Source organism: Bacteroides sp. HF-4919, assembly GCF_018860125.1.
In genome coordinates this window covers 53,276-76,445 of sequence record NZ_JAHKNF010000007.1, presented here as the reverse complement: position 1 = coordinate 76,445, position 23,170 = coordinate 53,276, and the positions used below count along the sequence as shown (strand labels likewise).

The window sequence follows — 23,170 nt, the reverse complement described above, 5'->3', positions numbered from 1 at the left end:
TTATTCCGGATTATAGGTCTGCCTAATAAGGAAAATGCCGTAAATACGAGCAAAGGGAAAATTGATGGAGATGTGTTTTTAAACGTACGTTTATTTGTCACAAAGATAAAGCTAATATTTAAATACACAAAGTGTTTAATAAAAAGACTTTCATTTAACTTTCATTTTTATTGAAATAACCTCATTCTCAAATCAGTGGCTGTTCTTTCTCTTTTCATTTTATCTCTATGATTTTATAAATCTTTTCCTTCAATGAATTATTTATTTTTAATGTGTTTTTAAACGTACGTTTAAAAACACATTTTTTAGGTATAATATGCTGATAATAAGAATGTTTTATTGGGAATTTATTAAAAGTTAACCACTATGAATTTATTGGGATTGATTCTTGGAAGTGTAATATTGGGGCTGCTTGCTTGCCTGATATGGATACTTTATGATTTTCGGCGATTTAAGAAGAAAAATAACCTTATAGAATGACTTAGGCAAATGGGCAAGAAAGTATTAGTCTTTTTACTGCTTTTTTTATTTATTGGATGGGTAAGTGCTCAACAAGGAGAGTTGGGAAGAGTAGTAGGGCAGAGCACACAAACTCGGGTTTTTGGGCGCAATATATTTGCAAGTCGGAACTTGTCATTTGAACCTAATCTGAATATTCCTACTCCGGAAAACTACATGTTAGGACCGGGAGATGAAGTGATAATTGATATATGGGGAACTTCGGAAAATACGGTAAGAGAGACTATCTCTCCCGAAGGAAGTATTTTGGTGGAGAACATCGGTCCTATTTACCTGAGTGGTCTGAACATGCAGGAGGCCGAGCAGCATCTACGGCGTGAATTTAGTAAAATCTATGCAGCTATCTCCGGAGAATCGGTACATATCAAGGTGACATTAGGGAAGATACGTTCCATTATGGTTAATGTCATGGGGGAGGTTGAAGTTCCCGGTACCTACCGGTTATCTGCTTTTGCATCAGTGTTTCATGCTTTGTATCGGGCCGGAGGGGTCAATCGAATTGGCAGCTTGCGTACGATTCAAGTCGTGCGGAACGGTGAAAAGGTAGCCGATGTGGATGTATATAAATATATAATGGAGGGAAAACTGGCAGATGATATCCGTTTGTCGGAAGGAGATGTGATTCTGGTCTCTCCTTATGAGAATCTGGTCGGTATTTCAGGAAAAGTGAAACGACCGATGATTTATGAGATGAAACAGGGAGAGTCTCTGGCTGCCTTAATCAACTATGCAGGCGGCTTTACGGGGGATGCTTATCGGAATACGGTTCGTTTATTGCGTCGTAGCGGAAGAGAGAAGCAAATATATAATGTAGATAAAGTGGATTATGAAAACTTTATTCTGACTGATGATGATGAAGTTTCCGTAGAGGCGGTATTAGATCGTTTCTCTAATAAAGTGGAAGTTCGTGGGGCGGTATATCGTGCCGGTATGTATCAACTGGACAGTTTGACAGGAACTATAAAACAACTGATATGTCAGGCCGAAGGGCTTCGTGGGGATGCTTTTCTTAATAGAGCGTTGCTTAAGCGAGAGCGTGAGGACCTGTCACATGAAATGATTCCTGTTGATTTAAGGAAATTGATGGAAGGTATTATTCCGGATTTACCCCTTCAGAAAAATGATGTGCTTTATATATCGAGTATCCGGGAACTGGAAAAGGAAGGAACATTGGCTATTTATGGTGATGTGGCAAATCCGGGATATTTTCCTTTTGCTAAAAATATGACTATCCAGGATCTGATTTTAAAAGCCGGTGGTCTGTTGGAATCAGCTTCAACGGTTCGTATCGATGTATCGCGGCGTATTAAAGATGCTAAAAGCACCTCTTCCTCTTCTGTAATAGGGAAAAGTTTTACGGTTGAATTGGAGAATGGCCTATTGGTAGGAGCAAAGCGGGTGTTTGAATTGGAACCTTATGATATGGTTTTTATACGTAGAAGTCCGGGCTATCAGAAACAGGCGAATGTGACGGTTGACGGAGAAGTAATATTCACAGGCAACTATGCGCTGACTAAAAGGAATGAACGGTTGAGTGATCTGATAGCTAAGGCCGGAGGATTATCGAAAGATGCCTATGTAAAAGGTGCACGCCTGATGCGTAGGATGACAGCTGATGAAATCCGGCAAAAACAAGATGCAGTCCGGTTTGCTGTTAAGGGAACCGGAAAAGATTCGGTATCTTTGGCTGCTCTGGAAGTCGATCAGACTTATTCAGTAGGTATTGAACTTGAAAAAGCATTGGCAAAACCAAAGTCCGATGAAGATTTGGTGTTGCGTGAGGGAGATGTACTTTTTATTCCTAAATATGTCAGTACTGTGACCATTACCGGAGCTGTGATGTATCCCAATACGGTTCTTTATCAAAAAGGAAGTGGAATTGATTATTATATAGGTCAAGCGGGCGGCTTTGGCAACCGGGCCTTGAAGCGACGTGCCTATGTTGTATATATGAATGGCACTGTTTCCCGATTAAGACACAATACGGCAAATGCCATTGAGCCCGGGTGTGAAATAATCGTTCCCACTAAAGAAGAACGGAAAAAAGCTACTGTGTCCGGAGCAGTAGGCATGAGTAGTTCCATTGCTTCTATTGCTGCAATGGTTGCTTCTATGGTGAGTTTAACAAAATAAGAGATAGATGAATATAAATGAAAAGCCCGAAATGGCGGAGAAACAGTCATGTCATTGGTATCTTGCTTTTACAGCTTCGCGGGCAGAGCAACGTGTAAAACAAGAACTGGATCAACGAAAAGTGCGGAATTATCTTCCGTTGCGGAAAATTACTTATCAATGGCAGGGTCGTCCCAAGGAAACATTGTTACCACAGATAACTCGTTGCATTCTTATCCGGGCTTCAGAATCTGATGTTTTGCAGTTGTCCGGAATACAAGGATTAATTATTCCTCAAAATATATGGGAATATCGGATACCGGAATGGCAGGTGAACAGTTATCAATTACTGTTTTCTCATATAGATACTGCTGTGGAGTGGATACCTGATTGTCCGGAACCGGCTTCTATGGTTCGTGTCACCGGAGGTTCTTTAAATGGACTGGTGGGCGAACTTGATACTTCGGAAACAGAAATGCGGATAATAATCCGTTTTCATACTATGGGATGTTTTCGCATAACCATACCCGGAGAGTGGATTGAAAGGCTTTAGATATTACTTTCTCTTTTTTCATCTCAACGATAATTCCTCGTCCGTTTCAGGGCGGGGAATTATTATTTTATTTCCCTGTAACTTTGACTCTTTTTCACCTTTTAGATGACATAAGAATACCAAAATCTGACTTTCTGTCAGAATCCTGTCATTTTCGATCTTACTCAACCTTTTGGCATAAGGTTTGTTTTTTTATAGTCGTCCGCTTAAGACAAACTCTTAAAGAGAGTGCGGGAATAACCGGACAAAAGAAACTGAAATAATAATAAATAAAAGAATAACGATCATGGGAAAAATTATTGGTATTGACTTAGGAACTACAAACTCTTGTGTTTCTGTATTTGAAGGAAACGAACCTGTAGTAATCGCAAATAGTGAAGGTAAACGTACAACTCCCTCCATTGTAGCATTTGTAGACGGTGGCGAACGTAAGGTGGGTGATCCTGCAAAACGTCAGGCTATCACGAATCCTACCCGTACAGTTTTCTCTATCAAACGTTTTATGGGTGAAAATTGGGATCAGGTGCAGAAAGAGATCGCACGTGTACCCTATAAAGTGGTGAAAGGTGATAATAATACTCCGCGTGTAGATATAGACGGACGCTTATATACTCCACAGGAAATTTCAGCAATGATTCTGCAGAAGATGAAGAAGACAGCTGAGGATTATCTGGGACAAGAAGTGACAGAAGCAGTAATCACTGTTCCTGCATATTTCTCTGACTCACAGCGTCAGGCCACAAAAGAAGCCGGACAAATTGCCGGTCTGGAAGTGAAACGTATTGTAAACGAACCGACTGCAGCTGCGTTGGCCTATGGCCTTGATAAGGCTCACAAAGATATGAAGATTGCCGTATTCGACTTAGGTGGTGGTACATTCGATATCTCTATTCTGGAATTCGGTGGTGGCGTATTTGAAGTACTTTCTACAAACGGTGATACCCACCTGGGTGGTGATGACTTTGACCAGGTTATTATCGACTGGTTGGTTCAGGAATTTAAGAATGACGAAGGTGCTGACCTGACTCAGGATCCGATGGCTATGCAGCGTTTGAAAGAAGCAGCTGAAAAAGCTAAAATTGAGCTGTCTTCTTCTACAAGTACTGAAATCAACTTGCCGTATATCATGCCGGTAGGTGGTGTACCTAAGCACTTGGTTAAGACTCTGACTCGTGCTAAATTTGAATCTTTGGCTCACAATCTGATTCAGGCTTGTCTTGAACCTTGTAAGAAAGCAATGCAAGATGCTGGTTTGAGTAACTCAGATATTGATGAAGTAATTCTTGTAGGTGGTTCTTCACGTATTCCGGCTGTACAGAAGTTGGTTGAAGATTTCTTCGGTAAAACTCCTTCAAAGGGTGTTAATCCGGATGAGGTAGTAGCTGTAGGTGCCGCTGTTCAAGGTGCTGTACTGACTGACGAAATCAAAGGTGTGGTATTGTTGGATGTAACTCCGTTGTCAATGGGTATCGAAACACTGGGTGGTGTGATGACTAAATTGATTGACGCTAATACTACAATTCCTGCACGTAAGAGCGAAACATTCTCTACTGCTGCCGACAATCAGACAGAAGTTACCATTCATGTTCTGCAAGGTGAACGTCCGATGGCTGCACAAAATAAATCAATTGGTCAGTTCAATCTGACTGGCATTGCTCCGGCACGTCGTGGCGTTCCTCAGATCGAGGTTACATTTGATATTGACGCCAACGGTATCTTGAAAGTATCTGCTAAAGATAAAGCTACAGGTAAGGAACAGGCTATCCGTATCGAGGCTTCCAGCGGTTTGAGCAAAGAAGAGATCGAAAAGATGAAAGCAGAAGCTGAGGCTAATGCAGAAGCAGATAAGAAAGAACGTGAGAAGATTGACAAGTTGAATCAGGCTGACAGTTTAATCTTCCAGACTGAGACTCAGTTGAAAGAATTGGGCGATAAGTTATCGGCAGATAAGAAAGCTCCGATAGAGGCTGCTCTTCAGAAACTGAAAGATGCTCACAAGGCTCAGGATATGGCAACCATTGATAGCGCTATGGCCGAACTGAATACAGCATTCCAGGCTGCAAGTGCTGAAATGTACGCTCAGAGCGGTGCACAGGCTGGTCCGGATATGAACGCAGGTCAGGCTAATCCCGGACAAAATAACGGCAAACAAGACGATAACGTTCAGGATGCTGACTTTGAGGAAGTCAAATGATTCCGATAAGGATACAGATAATAAACAATAAGCAAAAGCGTGCAGCTCAATGAGTTGCACGCTTTTTGCGTTTATGGGGGTCATGGTTGCTATGTGTTTTCTATGGGCTTTTTTATCTCTTATTTGCGACATGTTTGCGACACGTCTTATTTGGCGATAAGGTACAACTTAAATTGATATAAACCATTTAAAACGAGAAGAATATGCCAAGAGGAAATTACATCATTCAAAGAAGTTGCGAGGAGTGCGGTAAAATCTTTACTCCTCCGACATTAGTGTCGAAGTATTGTTGCCCTGCTTGTTCCAAGAGGGCGTATAAGAAAAGACAAATCGCAAAAGAGAAAGAAGCGATACGCCAAGCACTGATTAGACGAATACCATCCAGTAAGGGGTATCTAACCGTAAAGGAAGCTATGCTGATTTACGGAATTAGTAAAGACGTTCTTTATCGTATGATACGGCAAGGCTTGATACCGTCATACAATTTTGGTCAGCGTCTGATACGCCTTAGTCGGCAGTATATGGATGAACACTTCAAAACAAAGGCAGGGAGTAGAAAGAGAAAAAAGGAGGCATTGTCCTTTGAACCCAAAGATTGTTACACCATCGGAGAGATCGCAAAGAAGTTCCATATCAATGACAGCAGTGTGTTTAAGCACATGCGCCGTCATTCTATTCCTACACGCCAAATCGGTAACTATGTTTATGTTCCCAAATCTGAAATTGATAAATTGTATAAGTCGTTATGAAGAAAGCATTACCCAATACCAAAGTGACCGTCAAACTCAGAAGGTCGAATTATAAAGAAGAGTGGTATCTGATTATAGAGTCATACCCAGTGTATAAGCGAGGTTCTAAACGGGCAAGCCGTGTGGTGGAATCTATCAACAGAACTATATCCACACCCATTTGGGATAAGTCATCCATAGCACGAATCTTGCCGGATGGAACATTCAACTATAAGCCTAAACGTGATTTGAATGGAATTATCCAATGCCGTTCAACGATAGACCAAGAGGCTTGCATCTATGCCGACAATGTGCGGAAGTTACGGCAGCATGAATACGATAGTGCCATCCTATACACTGATAAGGAAAACGAAATCGCTGCACAGAATGAGCGGAGCGAACAGGATTTTATCAAGTATTTCAATCGTATTATAAGCACACGTCATCCCAATAGTTCCGATTCGATTATAGTCAACTGGAGGCGTGTAGGTGAATTATTGAAAATGTATTCACAAGGGCAACCAATTCCATTCAAGGCGATTTCCGTTAAACTGCTTGAAGATATAAAGATGTTCCTTCTCCGTGCTCCAATGGGAGGGAATAAGAAAGGTACTATCTCACAAAACACGGCATCAACCTATTTTTCCATACTTAAAGCCGGACTGAAACAGGCGTTCATTGATGAATATCTGACCGTTGATATAAGCGCGAAAGTAAAGGGAATAACAAACATAGAGAAGCCTCGTGTTGCGCTTACCATGAATGAAGTGCAAATGTTGGTTGATACTCCTTGCAAGGATGATGTTTTGAAACGTGCGTTCTTGTTCTCTATTCTCACTGGATTGCGGCATAGTGATATTCAAACTTTGAAATGGAAACAAATTCAGCAAACAAGCAAAGGTACATGGCAAGCAGTAGTAATTCAGCAAAAGACAAAAAGGCCCGATTACAAGCCAGTCATTCAACAGGCACTTCAACTATGCGGCATACGTCCAGACGATGATGAAGCACTTGTTTTTGAAGGATTGACTGATGCCTCTTGGATTTCTCGCCCGTTGAAAGTCTGGATAGAAGCATCCGGTATCAAGAAGCACATCACCTTCCATTGTGGGCGGCATAGCTATGCTTCGCTGTTGCTGGAAAATGGCGTTGACATATACACCATCAAGTCTTTGATGGGACATACTAACGTCAAAACCACGCAGATTTATACGCATATCGTAAACGAACAAAAAGAGAAAGCCGCCAATACACTGCATATAGAAAATTTGGATTTATAGGTTGTGGTGGTTATATCCACCATTGAGCACCAACGACTTATGTAATACCAATCATATACTTACCACCGTTTACCCCTCATGAAGCATCAACTTTTTGAGGGGTATTTTGTAGTATAGAGGTGTTCAGTAAAGAATGTGTTAGTCCAAACAGTCGTTTATTCCCCTTTTATTATGTTGCCCAATAAATTTTCGTATTAATGAAACTTAAATCTGTCAGTGGTAAATGAGCGGTTGATTGGTGGCGGTCAAGCACCTATTTAGCACCTATAAGCATCCCTATACTTTTGTGGCATAAATTTTAATACGAAGAAAAAATGGCCTATAAAGTAAATTCATTGGAGGAAATGCCGAATGCGTTGTCCTACCTGATTGAGTCCGTAGAAGTACTGCAATCTAAAGTGAATGCCTTGCAGCATAAACAGGCAAGTAACTCACCCAAGTGGATGGATATAGATGAGCTTTGCGCTTATCTGCCATCACATCCTGCCAAACAAACGGTTTATGGATGGGTGTCAACCAAACAGATTCCCGTACATAAAATAAACAAGGCTTTGGCTTTCCTGCAATCAGAGATTGACGATTGGCTGAAGAACAAATCGCACAAGACCCAAGATGACTTAATGGAAGAAGCCAGACGATTTGTCGAATCTAAAAAGATTATCAGATGATGGAAACGACCGACTATTGCTTTTCATTCTTTCGCAAGCCCATTCAAAACATCGAACCGATGAGGGCTATAGGTATTGTGGATGTGTATCGTTATGTCATCGGACATTATGCCCAACCACAAACCGAGAACCTGCGGCAGATGCAGTCCTCTCCCGAAGCCAAAAGGTACAAAGCCACCCATTTTGACTATTGTACTTTTTCGGGATTATTCCGAAAACGGAATGAAAAGGAACTGATTATGCACTCAGGATTGATGTGTTTGGATTTCGATCATGTGGATAACATAGGGAGGTTAAAGCAACAATTACTTAACCATGAGTATTTTGATACAGAACTGTTATTTGTCAGTCCATCCGGTAATGGATTGAAGTGGATAATACCTGTTGATTTGAAAGGCTGGGAACATTCCCGGTACTTCAAGGCTGTTACCAACTGTATCAAAGCGACAGGTTTGCCATTGGTGGATATGTCCGGCAGTGATGTGGCTCGTTCATGCTTCTTACCCTACGACCCACAAGCATATATTAACCCTAAATACAAAGATGATGTCGAAGAAAATATTTTCCGCCCAAGATTGGGAGAATGTCCCTTCTGAAATACAACAGGCACATACACCAAGTATTGCCCCTATATATAATAAGGTGGAGGATGATGTGGAAAGTGTTGTTCGGGAGATAGAACAGTGTGCCATTGATATAGCCCCTCATTATAAAGATTGGGTGGAGTTGGGCTTTGCGCTTGTGGATGGATTGGGAGAGAACGGGCGGGAGTATTACCACCGCATCAGCAGGTTTTACCCTACCTATCAAAAGGAAGAAACGGATAAACAATACACGCATTGTCTGCACTCCAAAGGGCAAGGCATTACTATCCGTTCTTTCTTCCATTTGGCAAATCAAGCTGGAATCTCATTGGCTCCGTTCTTCAAAGAGCATTTATCCATTTTGCCAAATATCCAAAATGGTAAAACGGGTAAATGGATAAAATCAGAAGAAGAACTTCCTACATTTCCTGAATGTGTGTTTGAGCATCTTCCTCCTTTTCTAAATGAGGTTGTCAATAATTCCATTTCGGTAGATGACCGTGATACGATATTAATCGGGGCTATTGTGTGTTTGTCGGTATGCTTTCATAATGTTTGTGGCGTGTACGATGAACGCATTGTTTATCCCAACCTCTATCTGTTTGTTGTAGCGGATGCCGGTATGGGAAAAGGAGCATTGACTCTATGCCGTGAATTGGTAGCCCCCATCAACCGCCATTTGCATGAACTTTCCAAACGATTGGAACAGGAATATAAAGAAGCAATGAACACATATATTAAAGGTAAGAAAACCGATGGAATGGCTATGCCAACTGAACCGCCCATGCGTATGCTCGTGATTCCAGCCAATAGTAGCGCAAGCTCTTTCTTGAAGATATTAGGAGATAATGACGGAATCGGGCTGCTGTTTGAATCGGAGGGCGACACGTTAAGTCAGACTTTGAAATCGGACTACGGCAATTACTCCGATGTGTTGCGAAAGGCATTCCATCATGAATTGGTAAGTTTGAGTAGGCGTAAGGATAGAGAGTATTGTGAAGTAGCCAATCCGAGAGTATCGGTAGCTTTGGCTGGAACTCCAGAACAGGTAAGAAGATTGATACCTGATGCAGAGAACGGATTGATGAGTCGCTTTTGTTTCTATATTATCCGCTTCAAACGAGGTATAAGAAATGTGTTTGCCACAAGCGACATTTCCCAATCCAAGAATGCCATGTTCAAACTGTTGGGAGATAAATTCTGCCATTTACATGAGAATTTTGTACGGCAGGGTAATTATTCCTTTTCTCTTCCCTCTGATTTACAGGAACACTTTATTGAATATCTCAGTCGGGTGAATGAGGAATGTTGTGACGAAGTGGATAACAAGATGCAAGGAGTAGTCAGACGGATGGGACTGATTGCTTATCGTATAATGATGGTGTTGACCGTTGTCCGACATTTGGATAATGTGATTCACAAATCTTCTTCTGACGAGACTGTACAATTGGTTTGCCATGAGTTTGACTATTCCGTAGCCATGAGTATTTGCGACACCCTGCTTTATCATGCCGTATTCATTTATCAGAATTTGTCAGGAAATCAGTCTAAACGATTCAATACCGTTTCGCAAGAGACAGGCGTTTATGCACGAAGGAACACCCTTTATAATATGTTGCCTGACACTTTCACAAAGAAAGATTATGATGCGGCGGTTTTAACTTTGGGCGAGAATGGAAGTACGGCAAACAAGTGGATAGAAGCCTTTATCAAAGATGGCAAACTAAGCCGAATAGAACAAGGGAAATATAGGAAGATTTTTTGAGTGGCAAGTTTGTGTTTTAGTGTCACTAAAACCTATGCGGCAAGCGGATAGAACAGCCACTCTCAAAAAATCAATTTATGAACATAAAAGTTTAGATAAGTATGAAGGATAAGAAACTTGGTGGTCGCCCTAAGTTGGCGAGTTATCAGAAACGCACGAAATGTTTTCGGGTAATGTTTACCGAGAACGACTACATTTATATCCAATCCAAAGCGGAGCAGGCTGGATTGTCTGTCAATGAATTTTGCCATCAGGCTGCAATGGATTGTCAAGTCTGTCAACGCATCAGTCCTGAAATGGTATCGGCTATTCGTGACCTTTCCGGTATCGCCAATAATGTCAATCAGATTGCCCACCAGATGCACACTTATGGTTTGGAAGCTGTCAAGCAACAATGCTTCTCAATCATATCAGAAGTCAATAGAATCATCACCCAAGTGAAGAACAACTGCCATGATAGCAAAGATTAAAACAAGAACCGATTTTGGAGGAATAGTGAATTACGCCAATGACCAAAAGAACAAGAAAAAGAGTGCCACACTTTTGGCACACGAAGGAGTCTGCACCATTAGTAATAAAGCCATCGCTGATTTTTTTCAGATACAAGCATCCATGCGCCCGAAAGTAAAAAGTCCGGTGAAACACGTATCACTTGCTTTTTCTTCGCAAGACATTAGCCGTTTTCCCGATAATGAAGAAGGAGATGCGCTGATGGTGGAGATTGCCAAGAAATGGATGGAACAAATGGGGATTCGTAATACTCAATATATCATAGCCCGGCATCACGACACGAAACATCCTCATTGCCATTTGGTATTCAATCGGATAGACAATGAAGGCAATCTTATTTCTGACAGCAATGAAAGAATACGCAATGCAAAAGTTTGTCGTGCTTTGACTAAAGAGTATGGATTTTACTTTGCCCCTAAAAATAGTAAAGCCAGAAATAAAAGTCGTTTGCGTCCTCACCAATTACGGAAGTATAATCTTCGTTCTTCAGTTCTTGATGCGCAGGTAAATTCTCGTTCTTGGAATGACTTTATTAGTACGCTCAAAGGTCAGGGCATAGATATGCGTTTTAATCATGCTGAGAACTCTGATAAAATTCGTGGTATATCCTTTTGTATGGATGAATTTAGCATTGCTGGTTCTAAACTTGACCGTGATTTGAGCTTCAACAACCTTTGCACTATGTTGGGTGATGTAGCTGCGGAACTGATTATTCAACCCCATCAAGTCATAACTCCCGGTGGAGGTGGAGGAACCAACAATGAACAAGGCGGGCGGGATGATAAAGACAAGGATAACCAAAGAAGCGAACCTTTTTATAAACCTTCAAAACGTAGAAGATAATGAAAGAAGATGTAATAGCTGCAAATCTTGCAAATTTGCGCCAAAGTATCAGTGAACTGAAAGAGTGTATTGAAAAACAGAATGTCACTGTTTCTAAATCGGAACAATCTGTAAAAGTGGAATTTGATGAAAAGACCATTTATACTGGAATTGCCAAAAGTTTCTGTACTTGCTGGAATGAAGCCTTGTCTGTGATCAAGAAACATATCTGGCAACAGCAGCCTAACACATTGCCGTTTTCGCTATGGTTTCCGAAACTCATTGATTTATTCAAGCAGAAGTCCAAACTTCTTGAATATCTTTATCGGCACGTTTGCGATTACAATCAGAATCGTATAACTATCGAAACTAATACCCGATGTATATTGAAACGGCAGGATGAGATATTAGCAAAAATCAATGAATTGAAAAGCCCTGTAACCGTTATTCCACCTAATATCAGTGGGTTGTTTATATATGGCTATCATATTAAGCTACGATATGTCATGGTCTTCATTGTCGTTATTATGATATGGGCCGTTGCTGTTTCTGTTAGTAGTATGAAGTATAAGGAAGAGAGCTTTGCGTATTATTCTATGTATAGGGCAGTGAAGGAACAGAATCAGAACTTGATAGAAAAGCAGATAGCAATAAAAGGGGAAAATTAGTATATGCTTCTACGTATATACTGTTTGCTCCAATTTATCCCTTTACATTTTAATCAATTGTGAAGGAATTTTTTATATTGGTGTATATTAATATAATTTTAAGAGTTATGATTTACGGATACATTAGAGTAAGCAGTGACAAACAAACTGTAGAAAACCAACGTTTTGAGATAAGTAATTTCTGTAATAATAATGAGTTGACAATTGGCGATTGGATTGAAGAAACTATTAGTGGAACGAAAAATTACACAAAACGACAGCTTGGACGTTTACTGCGTAAAGTACGCAAAGATGATATTATCATCTGTAGTGAGCTTTCACGTCTTGGACGCAATCTTTTTATGATTATGGAAATCTTGAATATCTGTATGACAAAAGAATGTAAGGTATGGACAATTAAAGATAACTATAGACTTGGGGAAGATATACAAAGTAAAGTCCTTGCCTTTGCTTTCGGATTGTCAGCTGAGATTGAACGCAATCTTATCAGTCAACGTACAAAAGAGGCGTTAGCGAGAAAAAAAGCAGAAGGGGCAATGCTCGGACATTGTCGTGGCTTTCGTTGTAGACTTAATCCCAAATGTGCCAACAAGCACGATTATATTGTAAAAGAATTGGCTAAAGGAACAGAAAAAACAGTTATATCTAAAAGATTGAAAGTATCAAAAACTACATTATATCGTTATCTCGTTTATACGGGGCTTCATTTGCCTATAAACTGTCAACAAGAAGGATGGGAAGAGTATGGTATCTATCATTGATTTCTATGTACTACAGAAGCGACCCTCAAAAAAGGGCTTCGATATTGTCATTGGCAATCCACCGTACGGAGCGAAATACGACAACCAAACAAAGAGGTATTATAAGAATACCTATGTGACGGCAAATAGCATCCGAGGATTACAGAAGGGGTCTCTTGATACATATACACTATTCATAGAATTGGGATACAATCTGCTTAGGAAGAATGGGAGTTTTGCCTATATCGTTCCAATATCCTTGACATCAAGTGATTCCCTAACAGGCGTACACCGTCTTTTGATGGGAAACTGTGATACCATATACATATCATCGTATGCAGTACGTCCTAAGCCTGTTTTTGAGAACGCTGTAGTAAACACTTCGATACTTCTTTTTAAGAAGACTGAAACGCCATGTCAGTATCTTTTCTCAACCAAGATGCACAGAAGAGGGAATGAGTTTGAATTACAAAGGCTCATTGATAATTTGCAATTTGTTGATGTGAAAGGGCAAACACTTTATGGTCGTATTCCAAAGATAGGTTCTGAAATAGAGAAAACCATCTTAAACAAACTCTTCAACTATACAAAGTTAGGATCTCTTATCAAGACTTCAGGGAGTCCAATCATATATAGGTTTGCAGGAGGGCGATATTTCAAAGTCGTAACAAATTATAGTACCGGTTCATCAGCAGAGAGAACTATCTATTTCGCTAATTCCAAAATCGCAGATGCTGTTGGCTGCATACTCAGTAGCAGTTTGTCATTTTGGTTCTATCAGATCTTTTCTGATAATTTAAATTGGAAGACATACGAGATAGAGAATTTCACAGTTCCACAGCTCTCAGCTGAGGATATTGACTATCTTGACAAGTTGTATTCTCGTTATCTTTCTGACATAGAGGCAAAAGCTAATATCAGAATAACTTCTGGAGAGTCCACCTATAATGTTGATTCATTCAAGGAATACAAAATTGTACGCTCCAAAGCCATCATTGATGAGATAGATGACTACATCTGTCCGCTATACGGATTGACGCAGGAGGAAACCGATTTTATCAAAAATTACGAATTAGAATTTAGGTTGGCTGGAGAATGAATGATAATTGGAGGATAATCCCTCCAATTATCATAATCTTTCCTTTCAGAATTAATGCTTATTCAGCATTTCGATATTGATAGTCATAATTGATTAAAAATTTTATTTCAATCTCAGATAAACCATATTTTTCTCCAATAAATTTATCAATTGCATCAATATGCATTTTAGATTGTCTTGCAAAAAAACATTTCAGTCCCGTTTTAGTTGTCTGGCTCTTTGAATATAAATCATTAAGATAAGTATCATATAAAGTATTTATTTTATCAAGTTCTTCATCTGAAAATGATTCGAATGGGATAGGAAACATTTCTAATTCGGATGATCGTAGGTTATGCCAATCTGAGTGTATCAGCCAAAACCAATAGAAAAGGTTACTTGACAAGGCTGCTCCTACAAGACTTTGATATTTTTCTCTGACTTTCAATTCCCCTTCTGCAGAAGAATGAGTAGGAATCTTAGTTATTATTTTATAGTACCTACCACCTGCCTTCCGGTAATAAATAGGTAAACCTTCTCGTTTATACACATCTTTTATTGTTGTGACACAACGCTCTAATTTGCATAATATTCCTAATTCTATTTCATTGCCTATCTTTGGAATTCTCCCATTGCGAATATGATGAAGGGCATTTACAAACTTTAGGTCATCTAAGAGTAACCACAGAGATTCATCAGAATAGCGTTTGTTGATATGCGTAGTCATAATTCTTGTGGCCTTGTTGCTGGATTTTTTAAAACTAATAATGGATACTTGTTGTTCTGCACTTTCAAATATACGGCGTGGTCTGTCTCCATATGAACTGACATAGATTTCGTCACAGTGATTTATTAGTAGTCTATGAAGTCCTGACATTGCATCGGAAGCAGTAACACTTAGTGGAACAATAAAGATTGCATTTCCTTTAGTGTGTAATATTTGGTAACCTAAATCAATGAAAAGCGAAAAAGTATCTAAAGATCCTTTTTGTATATTAGGTATAGTTTGAGCAGATGTAAATATATGTTTGAAGCATGCTTTGTCTATAGATGAAATTTTAGCACCGTACGGTGGATTGCCAATGACAATATCGAAGCCCTCTTTTGAGGGTCGTGAGAAAACATCATGGAACCAGGTATGCCAGAGGAAGAACTGACTGTTTGCAGACAAGTCCATATCTTCAAAATCAATATGAATACCTTGCTCAACGAGTTCCTGCTTTACAATATCTGCAATGTCCTTTCTCAGCTGCATTTTCTTGTCATGTTCAGGGCAAGCGTAATATTCAGTAAGTTTGTCGCGTAGATTTTTGCGATAAACATCTAACATGCTATCAAAGAAAGTTAGACTTTCACCAGCTCCTATTTTCTTTTCTGTCATCGTTGAAAGGTCAACACCCTTATATTGCTCCAGAAGGGAATTCCCCTGCATAATCTTGAAATCAAGGTTAGGCAGAGCCTCTGGTGACTTTTCGTCAACAATCAGTGAGAGCCAGAAACGAAGTCGGGCTATATCCACTGCTCCACGTTCAATGTCAACACCATAAATGTTGTTTTGGATAATGTGACGTTTAATGTTAGCTGCATTCTCTACAATGTTTGGCTCAATAGCAGAACGGCAGAAGAACAGTTCGCGCAGCAATCCCATTGGAAAAGCACCAGAGCCAATTGCAGGGTCGCATATCTTCACATCGTACAGTTTCTGATCAATGTATTCCTTTAATTCGCCCAGCTGGGATGCATCGTGAGTTGTCACAAACTGACGTATACACTCCTTGTCTTCTTCCCTCATGTCTGTTTGCAGATATGCTATCAAGCTTTCTCGGCACATGTACTGCACAATCTCTTTCGGCGTATAGAATGCACCCTTATCCTTGTTGTCCTCCAGCAGGTTTTCAAAGATGCGTCCAAGCATTTCTGGGTCAACGCCCACTTCTGCATCGTTTGGGTCATTTTCATCGATGGTAAAGTTGTACTGCGAGAGCATTGTCAGCAGGCCATTAAAATAGCTGGCAGGAAAATGACTGGGCTTCTTGTCAAGAATGTCACGTTCAAACAGACCGCCGTTCAAATATGGAATACGACAGTTGCGGAAGCCTTCTACTTTTGTGTCGTAAAGGTCGCCCTGATCTGAACGGTTACGGTCTAAACCTTCTGTAAACAAGTCTTCTAATATGTCATCAAGAAAGTTTTCCTTTTGACGTTCATTTGCATTCTTGAAAATATTCAGCATGAAATCACGATCGCCTTCGCCCCATTCCTTGCTTGCAGGAACGCCAAGCCAGCCTTTCTTTTGGAGGAAGTGCAGGAACACAATGCGTCCAAGAAGTTTCTTCACATAGTCACGAATGGGTTTTTCCTCACGGTCACGAATTTTGTCAGCAGCCATACCCGTATGGTCAAAGCCTGTATCAATGAAGTGTTGACGCATTCCGTTTGTAGGGTCAACCATGTAATTGACAAAAGCTTCGTATTGAGCCTTGTACTTCCCAAAGAACTCTTTAGAAAGAGCTTCAACGTTGAATGCATTTTCGATGTCTTTAATTTCAAGAGAATTCCTTTTGTCGTATAGAGCTATGAAGTTGTCAGTTGCCGTGCGGCATGACTGACCAGGCCCCAGCAGGAACGTATAGCGTTTGCTGTCGGTGGATTCTTCTTTGTTGCCACTCTTTCGGCAATAGGTGAAACGCCAATCCCAACGAGTATCATCCTCGTAATGGAACAGCATGAAGGCACAAGAGAATTGATCCATGACAGCACGGATGAGCCGCTGGATGTTCACACGGTTATGCTCCATCATAACCCGGTCGCTGACTGTCACATCGAAAATCTGTAAAGGTTCAACGCCAACATACATCATTCCAACTTGCTTGATGCTGCGTATTCCCGTCGCTTCTGCCAGTTGTCTTCGTTCGGGCTGACTCTCCAAAAGCTCTGTTTCAAAACCATCCTCAAAGTCATCTTCACCGAAAATGGGAAAAATAACATTGTTGAGGAACGAACTCCAGCCTTGATATCGGCTGCTTAAATATTCTTTTAATGACTCCTTATTCATGGGGGTATTTGTTTACTTGATGGTTCCTAATACAATAGATGCTTCGCCTTGTTTACTTTCCACATGGGCTACGAGTTTGCCGATTTCTCGCTCCAGAATCTCGTCTATATCTTGTTGCTCTATGGCAAAGAGACGTAACCCCCGCTCTTCTAATTCTTGACCAATAGCCAATACTTTTTTGATAATATCAAAACTTCCTCGGTCAATAAACTTACGAGCATTTTTCAGCAAAATCTTGGATTGTAGTGATAAACTAGGTGTGTTGTTAATTTTCACCAACATTTCTTTTGCAGCCGTAGCCTTGTCACCAGCCCTTGACTTGTTGATGCGGACAAAGTATTGGTTATAAGTCTTTATGGCTTCTGCCGAAAGCTGTCGCCAGTTATCTGGTAATGGAACACGTTTGGCATTTTCTTTCACACGCATATCTTCAAGCAGTTCAAGCAAAGAAATTATTTTGGCGTTATACAGACCCTCGGCTTCTGTACGTATTCTAATTGCAAGCCTTGCAGAGTGTGGTGCTTTTACTATGAAATATGCCGTTCCACTTGCAGCCTGTGCTATCTGCCAGTCTTTATCAGCTTGTTCTATTTGCAGATAACGTTCAGGGTGAGTATCCTTGTATTGTTTCAGTTCATATACATACTTCTGCAAAGGTGATTCTTCACCGTCAACAGCTTTGGCAATATCGTAATGTACCACACTTTCCTCTTCCGAGAAAATCTTACTGTCTTCACCAAACAGGACATGGAAGGATTGTAACTTGGTATGTGCCTTGCGAACCAACTGAATCTGCGCATCGCCTTCTGCACTTGGCATGAAGTTATAGACATAGACAAAAGGCTCTTTACTGCCGATACGGTTTACACGACCTATGCGCTGCATCAGGCGAGTGGAGTTCCAAGGAGTATCATAGTTCAGAATAACATTGGCACGGTGGAGGTTCACACCTTCAGCCAAGACCTCTGTTGTAATGATAACATTGTAGTCATCCTTCCAGACACCTTCGTAATTGGCATCGAAATTTTCCTCAATCGTATGTTCCATCTCATCACGATTGGCAGCAGTAATGACAAGTGCCTTATAGCCCTTTGCCTTTACCGCTCTCGCAAGCGATTGTACCGTGTTTATAGCTTCCGAGAAGATAACCAATTTTCCAGAGGTATTCTTTTGTGGATTAAACAATTCTGGCTTGATGTTCTCTTTGAAAGCATCAAATTTCGGGTCTTGTGGGTTTTTCGCCCATCGATCATAGAGATTAGAAATGAGTCGGAAGTCTTCTTTCAGTTGGATATAGTATTCCTCCTTGAAGTCTTTGCGGTTATATTCTGCATTCTGTCCCTTCTCGTTACGCCCTTGTTCCGTCAATTTTGTTATCTTGGCTCTGATGTCTTCTACACAATCATTAAACGAAACACGTTTACCACGTTTCAATGTTTTGGCTTCATAGTCAAGTTCTTTGTTCACGTCAATTTGCGGACAAACGAAAATTGTGTCGTTCTCCCACATCTTAATCATGTTCTCTGTGTAACGTCGCAGGTTCAACAGGGATTGGGTGAAAGCAGTGAACGAACTTTCAAGACGCTTCACAAGAAGAATCTGCATGATGGTTGCAAGCTGCTTGGCAACGTCGTTGACACCACGATTGCCTCGACCTGTATGTTTTCTTTCGTTGGCAGGGTCAGTAAAATATTCAATGGCACGATAGCGGAAATATTTTAGCCACTCGTCAGTCTGCAACTTTTCTGCCTTCGTTGGAGCAATGATTGTCATAGTATCAGAGAACAGTTGAGCCAACTCGTCATCCATGATGTATTCAAGATTGTTAGGTCCAACAATTTTTGGAAATATCAAGCCTTGTGATTCCATATCATCCTTGTAATATTTCTCAACGTCAGTCCTTGTTCGGCGTTCTAGAATATCACTTAACACGCAATCACGCAGTCTCTTTGACACGGCATCCAAGCGTTGGCGGCGCTCATCTGCTGGTATGTCGTTGCTTCTATCTATCAGCAATTCATATTCTCGGTTGACATCTGCAAAGAACCTTTCGATATTACCACTTTCAGCCTTCTTCAATGTACTGTCATTGTGGTTTCTCTCAAAAAGGTAAATCTGATTCTTCAAGTCGTTTGGTCGGTTGTTCTGCGGTGTGGCAGAAAGAAGACCCACGTATGGATATACCCCTGTATTAGAACAAATCTTCTGTATCAGTTCATCAAGAGACTGGTACATCAATGTGGCACTGTTGCGGAACTTATGGCTTTCGTCAATGACAATAAAGCCATAATTCTTTTCTTGGAGTGTTCCACCAAAATCGCCAGAATCGCGGCTGTCGTCATCGTCATCTTCGCAGCTCTCATCTTCGGCAACATTTCCGATGCGTCCAGTTGTAATGAAGTCAATGTATGGCGCAATCTTCTCGTCAGAATTTTTGTCGAACATGGCTATAGTCTTCTTCCAACCCGATTGAATGGCAGGAGGAGTAATGACCAATACTTTACGTTCTCGTCCATCGTCTTCTGGTACGGACAAGAAACGCTTGATGATGAGCGTACCAATAATCGTCTTGCCAAGTCCCACCACATCTGCCAACATAAAGCCACCATGTTCGTGCATAATGCCGATACACCTCTTAACAGCTTCTATTTGATATTCCAGTTTGTGGATGTTCGCTGGCAGATAAGTTTCTATCTGTTGTCCGAGTGATTTGTCTACAATGTCACCAAACTTAATTTGTAGCAATTTGATATATAGTTCGTATGGAGTGAATGATTGTTGTTCACTTTTGCGTTCTTTTTCCACGTCATCTGTTATAGGTGCAGATTTAAGGATTTGTTCTAAGAATTGTTTGTTCCAAGGTTCAGATATTTCCCATTTTTCATTAAACCATATCAAATGAGATTTATTACCAGGTATTTCATCAAGCGATAACACTTGATTTGGAGCTGTTTCAATATAGTTTAATTCAGCGTTACCTTGTAATCCTTTTTGTGTAAAATTTGTACTACCCACGATACCAATACCAATGCCGTTTGACTTTCCGTCAAAGATGTAACACTTAGAATGTAAAAATTGAGTTTCGTCATTTTCATTTTTTCGAAATACACGAATCTGAATCTTTGAATCATTGTTTTCCGTACAATAATCAAGAAGCAGACGTATAGCATCTTTATATTCCTCAGTAACATTAAGTTCGTGGATATCAGTTTTTATGAAGTCCAGCGGATAATTTGCATCTTTATATTTAGGTGACTTTAATTGATTTACGTATATATAAGGGTCTTTTCCTATAAGTAAACGAAGCGTTGTTCCTTCTTTTTCAATGAAAGACCTCAAATTTTCTTGTAGTATAGCTAAACCGGGAATATCCCAATAGCCTGTGGCAATACTAACTGTTTTAATACCATCAATGGCTAAGCATTTTCTCAATGTTGTTGTCATTGAAAGTGCTTCTATGGAATTATCTATAAGTGTATTATTCATTTTAATTCTATTCTATGGTTTGAAAATATGCGCTAATTACATTCTTTCTCTCTCCTCTCTTTTACTTTTTCCAATCCCGGCATCTTTTTAGCCAATGCACTTTCTCCTGCTGGAAAATAGAGAGGAAAAACTTTATATAAGAAACCCACAACTTCACTACGACTTTTATCCATATTGTAAAAAGCAGAGCAGACAAAGTACATTAGTTCTTGCTGACTACATGTTTCTTTAGGTTGTATGCTTATTGAGGGAGCAACTATCAAGTCATGTTCAGCAAATGATAGAGCACTGGCAAGAATAGCTTCCTGTTCTTCTTCGGTAAACATCTTTATTTTCCCAGCTAACCATTCAAGCTCTCTTTGCCGGAGTGCTTGTTGTTTTTCGTTTTGATGCTCCAATAGGATTGCTACATTTTCTTGTTGCTTTTCTGTCAAGGCGTTTTCTAATGCTTGGTTCTTTCGTTTAAGAACGTTGAATTTTAGCAAAGCAGCAATGTACATACAGAAATATCCTACTGCAATATCGAATATTAGGACAAGCAGATAATTGTTACTTGAGTTTTGTATGCCACCAGCCATATATTCACTAATAGGGATAACAGCTAATAGCATGATAATGGCTATTGCATAAAGCACTCGGTATCGCGTTTTATGGTTTACCTGTGGCAAAGAGGCAAACAAAAAGGCGATAATCAAAACGGCTATGATTGCAAAGAGTGGTATGAAAGAGGTCTCCATAGGTTTGTTGTTCTGTTTATGGTTTAACAATAATGCGCCAATAACCAGCCTTGTCTGAACCTTCGTGAACCAAAATTCCCATACCCCTAAGGCTCTTGATATTTTTCTCTATAGCGCGTTTAGTTACACCAATCTTGTTGGCCATATTATCAGCTGTGATTGAAGGATCTGAAATAACGAGGTCGATTATCTTTTGTGCAGTTTTACTGACTTTCTTCTGTGTTTCCGATGTATCTCCGAACTTATCCGCATTTACACCGAACTTTTCGACCGAACTTTCTTCATTTACACCGAACTCTTTTGTGTTTACACCGAACTTTTCGACCGAACTTTCTTCGTTTACAGGGTACTTTTCGAGGGTACTATTTACCCTGTTGGCTACTTCCTCTACAGGTATTCTTCCGCTTTCGTTCCAGTTCAAATTATAGAACGTGGTGTAGAAAGAGGTCGCTTCCGTTTGATATTGCGGTTCTTTGCCTTGCAAGAAATTAGGTAATTTCTCTGTAAGCTCTCGCATTTTGCGTAAACCGGAACCACGTTTCTCCATATAATCCAACTGTGTGAACACATCTGCAATGACAGGATTACGACGCATGGACGGCACTTTGTATATGTCACGGTCTTGAATTTGTGTACCGTCAAGCATAGCACCAGGTGATACCAGTTCTACGCGGTCATCATAAATGTCGATATGTACTTCACCGCCCATTATAGTATAATCTCTATGGATAAGGTGGTTTACCAGTCCTTCAAAGATGGCACGGTCGGAATAGTCGGGGAGGTTAAGGCGATAGTTTGGCATCTTCACCCAGCCGCTCATGGTATAGTTTTTGATGAAATCCATACCATATTTTAAGAGCAGCACAAGGTTAGCCCGATGTTCTACGGAACTGATGGCATCATCCTTATAGAGTCCAGTCCAACGGGTGCAGAAAATACGCGATTGAAATACCGTGCAATTATCCACAAACAGCAATCCTGCATTGGTCAGTTTGCCGTCAGGAGTTACTAGTCCGAATGATTCCAGATACTTGTCGTTCCATTCTTGATGGGTTTGCTCACGGAAAGTATTGGCAAGGATGATGAAAGAATGTTTGCCGGCATCCACTTGGGTAGGAAGAGAATCCCATGTCATGTGCGTGCCTTTTAATACCAACGAAAGTAATTGTTGGGAGTTGCATTCTACACTTTCATTGCCAACTCGTACATATGCGGTACGTGTCCCATCCTGATAATAGTAATAAGGTGTAAGCGTTCCTGCCTTTACTTTCACTTCAAGCAGGGTATGCCCTTCGTGTTCTATCGGAATAAGCTGAACTTCCGGCACAGGGTCAAGTCGTGCCTTCATCATTTCACTGATAAAATCAGCATCGGATTGTGGATTCTCCAAACCTACAATCACTCCATCATCGTTCACTCCATAGAACAGACTGCCACCTTCTGTATTGGCAAAAGCCGACACGGATTTGAGCCATGACTTCACTTTCTTACGTTCCAACATTTCCTTGAAATCGTAAGCTGAGCATTCCGCTATCAATGTATTGTTTTGAATTTGCATCGTTTCCTTATAATTGTTAGGGTATAGTTCCCCAATATCATGTACAAAGGTAAGGATAAAAGTGGAGATTCTGTTAAATTCGTGCCATACTTTTGATTATTATGCGTTTATAT

The 23,170-nt window shown here is 40.3% G+C and carries 17 protein-coding genes; 13 read left to right on the top strand and 4 right to left on the bottom strand.

The window, feature by feature from the left end; genetic code table 11:
• Positions 1 to 489: 489 nt before the first annotated feature.
• From KO473_RS13205 to KO473_RS13145, 13 genes are all read left to right on the top strand, one after another.
• Positions 490 to 2,652 (top strand): SLBB domain-containing protein, encoded by a 2,163-nt coding sequence (locus tag KO473_RS13205; protein WP_005818819.1) that lies wholly within the window; start codon positions 490 to 492, stop codon positions 2,650 to 2,652.
• Positions 2,653 to 2,659: 7 nt separating this feature from the next.
• Positions 2,660 to 3,184, top strand: coding sequence for a transcription termination/antitermination NusG family protein (locus KO473_RS13200; protein WP_005818821.1), 525 nt, complete (start codon positions 2,660 to 2,662; stop codon positions 3,182 to 3,184).
• Positions 3,185 to 3,470: 286 nt separating this feature from the next.
• Positions 3,471 to 5,378, top strand: coding sequence for a molecular chaperone DnaK (gene dnaK, locus KO473_RS13195; RefSeq protein ID WP_005818823.1), 1,908 nt, complete (start codon positions 3,471 to 3,473; stop codon positions 5,376 to 5,378).
• Between the two features lie 203 nt (positions 5,379 to 5,581).
• On the top strand, positions 5,582 to 6,127 hold the full coding sequence (locus KO473_RS13190) for a helix-turn-helix domain-containing protein (RefSeq protein ID WP_005818824.1): 546 nt from the start codon (positions 5,582 to 5,584) through the stop codon (positions 6,125 to 6,127).
• Positions 6,124 to 7,386 carry a site-specific integrase gene (locus KO473_RS13185; protein ID WP_005818825.1) on the top strand — a complete coding sequence of 421 codons (1,263 nt, stop codon included), beginning with the start codon at positions 6,124 to 6,126 and terminating at the stop codon, positions 7,384 to 7,386. The genes KO473_RS13190 and KO473_RS13185 overlap by 4 nt, the downstream gene beginning before the upstream one ends.
• 314 nt (positions 7,387 to 7,700) lie before the next feature.
• Entirely contained in the window at positions 7,701 to 8,054 is a 354-nt protein-coding gene (locus tag KO473_RS13180) for a helix-turn-helix domain-containing protein (protein WP_004313943.1), read from the top strand.
• Positions 8,051 to 8,650 carry a BT4734/BF3469 family protein gene (locus tag KO473_RS13175; RefSeq protein WP_004313940.1) on the top strand — a complete coding sequence of 200 codons (600 nt, stop codon included), beginning with the start codon at positions 8,051 to 8,053 and terminating at the stop codon, positions 8,648 to 8,650. Before KO473_RS13180 ends, KO473_RS13175 begins: the two co-directional genes overlap by 4 nt.
• Positions 8,601 to 10,403: a DUF3987 domain-containing protein gene (locus KO473_RS13170; RefSeq protein WP_004313939.1), complete on the top strand. Its 1,803-nt coding sequence runs from the start codon at positions 8,601 to 8,603 to the stop codon at positions 10,401 to 10,403. The genes KO473_RS13175 and KO473_RS13170 overlap by 50 nt, the downstream gene beginning before the upstream one ends.
• 101 nt (positions 10,404 to 10,504) lie before the next feature.
• Positions 10,505 to 10,873 carry a MobC family plasmid mobilization relaxosome protein gene (locus KO473_RS13165; RefSeq protein ID WP_004313937.1) on the top strand — a complete coding sequence of 123 codons (369 nt, stop codon included), beginning with the start codon at positions 10,505 to 10,507 and terminating at the stop codon, positions 10,871 to 10,873.
• Positions 10,857 to 11,756, top strand: a complete 900-nt coding sequence (locus tag KO473_RS13160; RefSeq protein WP_004313935.1) for a relaxase/mobilization nuclease domain-containing protein — start codon at positions 10,857 to 10,859, stop codon at positions 11,754 to 11,756. The genes KO473_RS13165 and KO473_RS13160 overlap by 17 nt, the downstream gene beginning before the upstream one ends.
• On the top strand, positions 11,756 to 12,403 hold the full coding sequence (locus KO473_RS13155) for a hypothetical protein (protein ID WP_004313932.1): 648 nt from the start codon (positions 11,756 to 11,758) through the stop codon (positions 12,401 to 12,403). Before KO473_RS13160 ends, KO473_RS13155 begins: the two co-directional genes overlap by 1 nt.
• A 107-nt stretch (positions 12,404 to 12,510) precedes the next feature.
• Positions 12,511 to 13,164 carry a master DNA invertase Mpi family serine-type recombinase gene (locus tag KO473_RS13150; protein WP_005818830.1) on the top strand — a complete coding sequence of 218 codons (654 nt, stop codon included), beginning with the start codon at positions 12,511 to 12,513 and terminating at the stop codon, positions 13,162 to 13,164.
• Positions 13,148 to 14,242 (top strand): Eco57I restriction-modification methylase domain-containing protein, encoded by a 1,095-nt coding sequence (locus KO473_RS13145; RefSeq protein WP_080691282.1) that lies wholly within the window; start codon positions 13,148 to 13,150, stop codon positions 14,240 to 14,242. Before KO473_RS13150 ends, KO473_RS13145 begins: the two co-directional genes overlap by 17 nt.
• A gap of 58 nt (positions 14,243 to 14,300) precedes the next feature.
• On the opposite strand, the gene KO473_RS13140 is transcribed toward KO473_RS13145, so the two are convergent.
• Genes KO473_RS13140 through KO473_RS13125 form a run of 4 tightly spaced genes read right to left on the bottom strand, consistent with a single transcriptional unit; the run spans position 14,301 to position 23,057 of the window.
• Complete coding sequence (locus KO473_RS13140; RefSeq protein ID WP_011109348.1) at positions 14,301 to 17,276, bottom strand: Eco57I restriction-modification methylase domain-containing protein; 2,976 nt, start codon at positions 17,274 to 17,276, stop codon at positions 14,301 to 14,303.
• Between the two features lie 12 nt (positions 17,277 to 17,288).
• Positions 17,289 to 20,762, bottom strand: coding sequence for a helicase-related protein (locus KO473_RS13135; RefSeq protein ID WP_005818835.1), 3,474 nt, complete (start codon positions 20,760 to 20,762; stop codon positions 17,289 to 17,291).
• Positions 20,763 to 20,794: 32 nt separating this feature from the next.
• A complete protein-coding gene (locus KO473_RS13130; protein ID WP_005818837.1) occupies positions 20,795 to 21,499 on the bottom strand; it encodes a hypothetical protein in 705 nt (234 codons plus the stop codon).
• Between the two features lie 16 nt (positions 21,500 to 21,515).
• Entirely contained in the window at positions 21,516 to 23,057 is a 1,542-nt protein-coding gene (locus KO473_RS13125) for an RNA-binding domain-containing protein (RefSeq protein ID WP_005818839.1), read from the bottom strand.
• Positions 23,058 to 23,170 lie beyond the last annotated feature (113 nt).

Bases quoted from the DNA above. Each gene is read 5' to 3' on its own strand.
- KO473_RS13205 (WP_005818819.1), top strand. From the start codon at position 490: ATGGGCAAGAAAGTATTAGTCTTTTTACTGCTTTTTTTATTTATTGGA.
- KO473_RS13200 (WP_005818821.1), top strand. From the start codon at position 2,660: ATGAATATAAATGAAAAGCCCGAAATGGCGGAGAAACAGTCATGTCAT.
- dnaK (WP_005818823.1), top strand. From the start codon at position 3,471: ATGGGAAAAATTATTGGTATTGACTTAGGAACTACAAACTCTTGTGTT.
- KO473_RS13190 (WP_005818824.1), top strand. From the start codon at position 5,582: ATGCCAAGAGGAAATTACATCATTCAAAGAAGTTGCGAGGAGTGCGGT.
- KO473_RS13185 (WP_005818825.1), top strand. From the start codon at position 6,124: ATGAAGAAAGCATTACCCAATACCAAAGTGACCGTCAAACTCAGAAGG.
- KO473_RS13180 (WP_004313943.1), top strand. From the start codon at position 7,701: ATGGCCTATAAAGTAAATTCATTGGAGGAAATGCCGAATGCGTTGTCC.
- KO473_RS13175 (WP_004313940.1), top strand. From the start codon at position 8,051: ATGATGGAAACGACCGACTATTGCTTTTCATTCTTTCGCAAGCCCATT.
- KO473_RS13170 (WP_004313939.1), top strand. From the start codon at position 8,601: ATGTCGAAGAAAATATTTTCCGCCCAAGATTGGGAGAATGTCCCTTCT.
- KO473_RS13165 (WP_004313937.1), top strand. From the start codon at position 10,505: ATGAAGGATAAGAAACTTGGTGGTCGCCCTAAGTTGGCGAGTTATCAG.
- KO473_RS13160 (WP_004313935.1), top strand. From the start codon at position 10,857: ATGATAGCAAAGATTAAAACAAGAACCGATTTTGGAGGAATAGTGAAT.
- KO473_RS13155 (WP_004313932.1), top strand. From the start codon at position 11,756: ATGAAAGAAGATGTAATAGCTGCAAATCTTGCAAATTTGCGCCAAAGT.
- KO473_RS13150 (WP_005818830.1), top strand. From the start codon at position 12,511: ATGATTTACGGATACATTAGAGTAAGCAGTGACAAACAAACTGTAGAA.
- KO473_RS13145 (WP_080691282.1), top strand. From the start codon at position 13,148: ATGGTATCTATCATTGATTTCTATGTACTACAGAAGCGACCCTCAAAA.
- KO473_RS13140 (WP_011109348.1), bottom strand. From the start codon at position 17,276: ATGAATAAGGAGTCATTAAAAGAATATTTAAGCAGCCGATATCAAGGC.
- KO473_RS13135 (WP_005818835.1), bottom strand. From the start codon at position 20,762: ATGAATAATACACTTATAGATAATTCCATAGAAGCACTTTCAATGACA.
- KO473_RS13130 (WP_005818837.1), bottom strand. From the start codon at position 21,499: ATGGAGACCTCTTTCATACCACTCTTTGCAATCATAGCCGTTTTGATT.
- KO473_RS13125 (WP_005818839.1), bottom strand. From the start codon at position 23,057: ATGCAAATTCAAAACAATACATTGATAGCGGAATGCTCAGCTTACGAT.